Origin of the sequence: Mesorhizobium sp. M7A.F.Ca.US.002.01.1.1 (genome assembly GCF_004022955.1) — a bacterium.
GTDB classification, from domain to species: Bacteria; Pseudomonadota; Alphaproteobacteria; order Rhizobiales; family Rhizobiaceae; genus Mesorhizobium; species Mesorhizobium ciceri.
On record NZ_RZQE01000370.1, the window covers coordinates 1 to 5,985 of the forward strand.

The window sequence follows — 5,985 nt, forward strand, 5'->3', positions numbered from 1 at the left end:
GGCCCAATGGCGATTTCCTGCGCGCTGCGTTCATAGCCGAGGGTATCGAGACACTGACGCCGCCATCGCCCGTGATGGACAGCGGCAACTGCGTCGCCATGATTTCGAGCGACGCCGAACGCACCTTCGTGTCGTGGCCTGGTGCGGAGAGCGTTCTCAGCCTCGACATGATGGCGCCGGTCGCGGTGGCACCGGGTGACTGGGTGTTCACCTCCGGCTACACGCTGAGCTACCCCAAGAGTCGCGATGCGCTCACTGATTGGATCGAGGCGCTGCCGACAGGTATTCCCTTCGTCTTCGACCCGACGCCGGTCATCACGGACATTCCGCGTCCCATCCTGTCGCGGGTGCTTGCCCGCACCACATGGCTGAGCTGCAACACGACGGAAGCCGCCGAGATTGCCGGCCCAGGCGATGTCGAGGGCCTCGCGGTACGGCTGCTGGGCGACCACTGCCCGAAAGCAGCGGGCGTGGTCATCCGCTCCGGGGCAAAGGGTTGCCATATCAGGTTGGCCGACGGCACGGCGCAGACCGTTGCCGGCTTCAAGGTCACCGCCATCGACACCAATGGCGCCGGCGACACCCATATCGGTGCTTTCGTCAGCGCGCTGGCGCGCGGCATCCCGCCCTTCGAGGCAGCGCGCTATGCCAATGCGGCAGCGGCCATATCGGTCACCCGCCATGGCGGCTCGTCGGCGCCGACCGACCACCAAATCCAGACATTCCTGAGCCATGCCGCCGATCCGTCGGGAGCAGGCCGGACACAGAAGGCCAATGCATAACAGCTGGAAAGCCTGACAAGCCCGGGAACCGGGCAAACCCACAGAGAGGAACCAACCATGCGCATGCCCGACTTGACTGCTCTGCTGACGGCGACTGCCGTCTTTACCTCCGCACTCGCGTTCGCCGCCAAGGCTGACGAAGTGCATGTGCTCAACTGGAAGGGATACGGCGCCGACGAACCATGGGCGGTGGAGGCTTTCGAAAAAGCGACCGGCAACAAGGTCGTCAACGACTTCTTCAATTCCGAACAGGAAATGCTGACCAAGATCCGGACCAATCCCGGTCTCTACGACGTGGTCATGATCAATGCCGCCTTCAACGACCAGGCGATGGACGGCAAACTGATCCAGCCGATCGACGTCTCCAAATTGCCGAACTACGCCGACATCAGCAAGGACAAGGCGGGATCGCCGATGCTCGTCCATGACGGCAAGGTCTATGGCGTGCCGTGGGTGTGGGGCCTCACCGCGCTCGCGATCAACGACAAATCCTTCGACAAGCCGCCGACGAGCATCGCCGAGATGTGGGATGCCGCCCATAAGGGCCGCGTCGTCATTCGCGACGATGCCGTCGAAGCGGTGCAGTTCGGCGCCATCGCAACGGGCCAGAACATCAACGACATCAAGGATATGGATGCGGTCAAGGCGAAGCTCACCTCGCTGATGCCGCAGATCAAGACCTTCTGGAGTTCGGAGAACGACTGGAACCAGATGGTCGCCTCCAACCAGATCGACATCGGCACCTACTGGAGCGGCTCGGCCGATCGCGCCAAGACGCATTTCAAATTGCCGGTCTCTCTGGTCGTGCCGCAGGAGGGTGCCGTCGCCTGGCTCGACGCGTTTTCCATTCCGGTCGGCGCCAAGAACGTCGCCGGCGCCGAGGCTTTCATCAACTACATGATCGACCCGAAATTCTACGTCGAATGGGTCACCAAGGTCGGTGCTCCTGTCTCCGCCAACACCAAGGCGGTGGAAGCGCTGCCCGAGGATGCCTTCAACCGCAAGGTCATGGGCGACCCCGAGGTGGCCAAACGCATCCAGTTCCAGGCGCCGATCACCGATGCCCAGCGCGAAGCCTATCTGGCGCTGTGGCAGCAGTTGAAGGTCGACGTGAAATAGAGCCAACATCCCGGCCAGCCGGCGGTTCGCGCCGGCTGGCGTTTCAATCCTGGGGGAGGGTATCATGGCAGCTGCGACAGCGTCGCGAAGCGGGCTGAGATCGGCATTGCCGCTGCTGGCGCCAGCCTATCTCTGGCTGACGGTGGCGATCTTCCTGCCGCTCTCGGCCATGGTCTTTTTCTCGTTCATGACCGAGCTGCCGCTGTCGGGAAAGCCGTGGACATTCACCCTTGGCAACTATGCCACCTTCTTCTCGCAAAGCCTCTATCTGACACTGCTGCTGGCCTCGCTGCGGCTTGGCCTCGAAGTGACGCTGTGGTGCGTCGTCATCGGCTATCCCGCCGCTTACGTGCTCGCCAAAGTGCTGAAGGGGCGCAGCCGCGAGGCGATCTTCCTGCTCGTCATCTTGCCGTTCTGGTCGAACGGGCTGGTGCGCATCTTTTCCTGGGCGATGGTTTTGCGCGAGGGCGGCATTCTCGACACCGCGCTCAACGCCGTGCTGCCGTTCAAGATCAACATCGACCTGATGTATTCCTATCCAGCCGTCATCATCGGGCTGGTGCATTCCTACGTGCCTTACATGGTGCTGACCTGCTATCTCACGCTGCAGGCGATCGATGACTCCCTGATTGAGGCCGGGCGTTCGCTTGGCGCTTCACGGCTACAGGTGCTGAAGCGGGTGATCATCCCGCTGTCGATGCCCGGATTGGTCGCGGGTGCGGCCCTGATCTTCGTCCCCGTCGTCGGCTCGTTCATGGAGCCGCGCATCCTCGGCGGTCGCACCGGCACCTTCTACGGCACGGTCATCGAGGACCAGTTCGTCGCCGTGTTCAACTGGCCGCTCGGTGCCGCGCTTTCCTTCATCCTGCTGGCCGTGGTGCTGGTCATCCTGGCGGTGGCGTCGCCGGTGCTGCGGAGGGCCGCGTGATGGCGACGACCCCCGTCCTCGAATGGCTTGGCCGCTTCTACATCGGTCTGCTGCTCGCCTTCCTCTATCTGCCGATCATCATCATGGCGCTGATGTCGTTCAACGTCTCGCCCTTCTACCAATTGCCGTTCGAATGGACGACCGAATGGTACGCTTCGCTGTGGCAGAACGACCAGCTGATCGCCGCCACCTGGAACAGCGTCGAGATCGCCGTCATCACCACCGTCATCTGTGTCGTGCTCGGCTCGGCGGCATCGCTGGCGCTCTATCGCTATGAGTTTCGCGGCAAGAAATTCCTGCAGGCGCTGTTGTTTCCGCCGATCGCCATTCCGTGGCTGATCACCGGCACGGCGATGCTGATCTTCTTTTTCGGCGTCGGCATCGGTCGCGGGCTGCATGCGATCCTGCTTGGCCATGTCGCACTGGCGCTGCCCTATGTCATCGTCGTCGTCTCGGCCCGGCTGCAGACCTTCGCGCCGGAGCTGGAAGAGGCGGCACGCTCGCTCGGCGCCAACCAGTGGCAGGTAACGAGGCGCGTCACGCTGCCTTGGATCATGCCAGGCGTCATTGCCGGAGGGCTGTTTGCGTTTGCAGTGTCGTTCGACCAGTTCGTGGTGTCCTATTTCCTGGCGACGCCTGGGCAGACGACGCTGCCGGTGGAAATCTACGCCGCGATCCGCAAAGGATTCACGCCCGAGATCAATGCGGTCTCGACGATCATCATTGTCGTGTCGATGGCGCTGATGCTGCTCACGGCGCGGTTCTTCAAATTCGGCGGAGAGAAATAATGGCCGGCGTGCAGGTATCTGATGTCTCGCGCAGTTTCGGCGCACACAAGGCGCTGGACAATGTCTCCATCGATTTCGCCGATGGCGGATTCTACGCGCTGCTGGGGCCGTCGGGCAGCGGCAAGACCACGCTGCTGCGCCAGATTGCCGGTTTCGATTTTCCCGATTCGGGCCGCATCACCATCGGCGGCGAGAGCGTCGAGCGGGTGCCGGTCGAAAAGCGGCGCATCGGCATGGTGTTCCAGAACTATGCGCTGTTTCCCAATATGAGCGTCGCCGACAATGTCGCCTTCGGCCTGTCGGTGCGCGGCGAGGCCAAGGCGGTGATTGCAACGGAGGTGCAGCGCGCGCTCGATCTGGTGCAGCTCGGCAAGCTTGGTGGCCGCCGGCCGCACCAACTCTCCGGCGGGCAGCGGCAGCGTGTGGCTCTCGCCCGCGCTATCGTCACCAAGCCGCGCGTGCTGCTGCTCGACGAGCCGCTCGGCGCGCTCGACAAGGCGCTGCGCGTCGATATGCAGATCGAGCTCAAGCGCATCCAGCGCGAGATCGGCATCACCACCATCTTCGTCACGCACGACCAGGAAGAAGCGCTGACGATGAGCGACCGCATCGGCATATTGCGCGACGGCAGGCTGGTGCAGGAGGGGCCGCCGGAGGAGATCTATGACAGGCCGAAGAGCGAGTTCGCCGCCACCTTCCTCGGCGACGCCAACATTTTTCGCGGCGACAGCACGGGCGATGGCATCAGGCTTGCGGACGGAACGGCGATTGCCGCTGGTGTGGGTGCCAAGCTTGCCGCCGGCGCCAGGGCGAGCTGCGCCGTGCGGCCCGAACGCATCCGCATCGCCAGGGATGCCGGAGCACCGGATGGCAACGCCAACATGCTCAAGGGACAGGTTTCCAAGCGCATCTTCGCCGGTAGCAACAGCACCTATTTCGTCGAGCGTGCTGGTCAGACGTTGAAAGTGATTGTGCAGAATACCGGCATGGAACGGCTGGCAGAAGGTCAGGATGTCGTGCTGCGCTGGTCGCCTGAAAGCACGGTGTTGATCGCGGCGAACTGATCCTCACCGGGTCTTGCCAGACCGTCCGCAATCAGGGACAGCATAGACGGGCACGACCCGGAGCATACCGATGACCCTGGAACTGACTGCACGCGACCGATCCATGCTCGACGGCGAGCATGGCCTGTCAGCGGCTGCTGCCATGAAAATCCTGGTCGCCTTTTCCAACGCGATCGGCGCGGGCAGCCTGCTCGACATTGCCGGCGCCCATATCGACGGCTGTCTCTACCACGGCAAGGCCGGTCTCGACTTCGTCGAGCGGCTGGTCGAAGGCGGTGGCCGCGTGCAGGTGCCGACGACGCTCAATGTCGGTTCGTTCGATCTCATCCATCCCGGCATGGTGAAAATGCCGGCGGCGGAAGAGGTGCCGGCGCGCCGGCTGATGAAAGCGCATCTGGAGCTCGGCTGCCAGGCGACTTTCACTTGCGCGCCTTACCAGACGCGGTTCCGGCCAAGCTTTGGCCAACAGATCGCCTGGGGGGAATCCAACGCCATCGTCTTTGCCAATTCGGTGATCGGCGCGCGCACCAACCGCTATGGCGATTTCATCGATCTGTGCTGCGCCATGACCGGACGTGCGCCGGCCTGGGGGCTGCATCTGAGCGAGAACCGGCGCGGCCGGATCTTGTTCGAACTGGCCTTTGCCGACCCCGAGCCGAGCGACAGCCTGTTCGTCGGCATCGGACTTGTCATCGGGCAGGCGAGCGGCGACCGCATTCCGGTGATTGCCGGCCTGCCGCAACCGCGCGACGAGGATCAGCTGAAGGCGCTGGGGGCGGCGGCGGCAACGACCGGTGCTGTGGCGCTGTTCCATGCGGTCGGCATCACGCCGGAAGCGATGACGCTCGATGAGGCGTTCCAGGGTCATGCGCCTGACGAGACGATCCGCATTACCCGTGCCGATATCGACCATGCGCTGGCCAGGCTATCGAGCGTGCCGGATGGCGCGCCGCTGGCGGCCGTGTCGCTCGGCACGCCGCATTTTTCGCATGAGGAATGGATGCGACTGTTGCCGTTGCTGCGCGAGGCAGCACCGGGTAGGCGCATTCCGATCTATGTCAACACCGGCCGCGCGACGCTGACGCGATTGCAGGAGGAGGGCGCGCTGGCCGGTATGGAGGCGTTCGGCCTGATCCCGGTCGCCGATACCTGCACCTATGTCACATCGATCCTGGAACGCCTCGATGGCGTGGTGATGACCAATTCCGGCAAATGGGCGCACTACGCACCCGGCAATATCGGTGTGTCCGTCGCCTTCGCCGAGATGCGGGATTGCATCCGCTCTGCTGCGGCCGGGCATGTTG

Annotated in this window: 6 protein-coding genes; all 6 read left to right on the plus strand. The window is 63.5% G+C overall.

Annotated features, from left to right (window positions below; all coding sequences use genetic code 11):
* Positions 1-782, plus strand: a 782-nt coding sequence (locus tag EN932_RS26745) for a PfkB family carbohydrate kinase (protein WP_128369178.1), incomplete at its 5' end; no start/stop codon positions are given.
* Positions 783-839: 57 nt separating this feature from the next.
* Positions 840-1,901 carry an ABC transporter substrate-binding protein gene (locus EN932_RS26750; RefSeq protein ID WP_013530805.1) on the plus strand — a complete coding sequence of 354 codons (1,062 nt, stop codon included), beginning with the start codon at positions 840-842 and terminating at the stop codon, positions 1,899-1,901.
* Positions 1,902-1,965: 64 nt separating this feature from the next.
* A complete protein-coding gene (locus EN932_RS26755; protein ID WP_013530806.1) occupies positions 1,966-2,829 on the plus strand; it encodes an ABC transporter permease in 864 nt (287 codons plus the stop codon).
* Positions 2,829-3,617, plus strand: a complete 789-nt coding sequence (locus EN932_RS26760) for an ABC transporter permease (protein ID WP_127369618.1) — start codon at positions 2,829-2,831, stop codon at positions 3,615-3,617. The genes EN932_RS26755 and EN932_RS26760 overlap by 1 nt, the downstream gene beginning before the upstream one ends.
* Entirely contained in the window at positions 3,617-4,681 is a 1,065-nt protein-coding gene (locus EN932_RS26765) for an ABC transporter ATP-binding protein (protein WP_127366982.1), read from the plus strand. The genes EN932_RS26760 and EN932_RS26765 overlap by 1 nt, the downstream gene beginning before the upstream one ends.
* Positions 4,682-4,751: 70 nt before the next feature.
* Positions 4,752-5,985, plus strand: a 1,234-nt coding sequence (locus tag EN932_RS26770) for an aconitase X (protein ID WP_128369179.1), incomplete at its 3' end; no start/stop codon positions are given.

Excerpts from the sequence above, each read along its gene's own strand:
- EN932_RS26750 (WP_013530805.1), top strand. The coding sequence starts at position 840 with ATGCGCATGCCCGACTTGACTGCTCTGCTGACGGCGACTGCCGTCTTT.
- EN932_RS26755 (WP_013530806.1), top strand. The coding sequence starts at position 1,966 with ATGGCAGCTGCGACAGCGTCGCGAAGCGGGCTGAGATCGGCATTGCCG.
- EN932_RS26760 (WP_127369618.1), top strand. The coding sequence starts at position 2,829 with ATGGCGACGACCCCCGTCCTCGAATGGCTTGGCCGCTTCTACATCGGT.
- EN932_RS26765 (WP_127366982.1), top strand. The coding sequence starts at position 3,617 with ATGGCCGGCGTGCAGGTATCTGATGTCTCGCGCAGTTTCGGCGCACAC.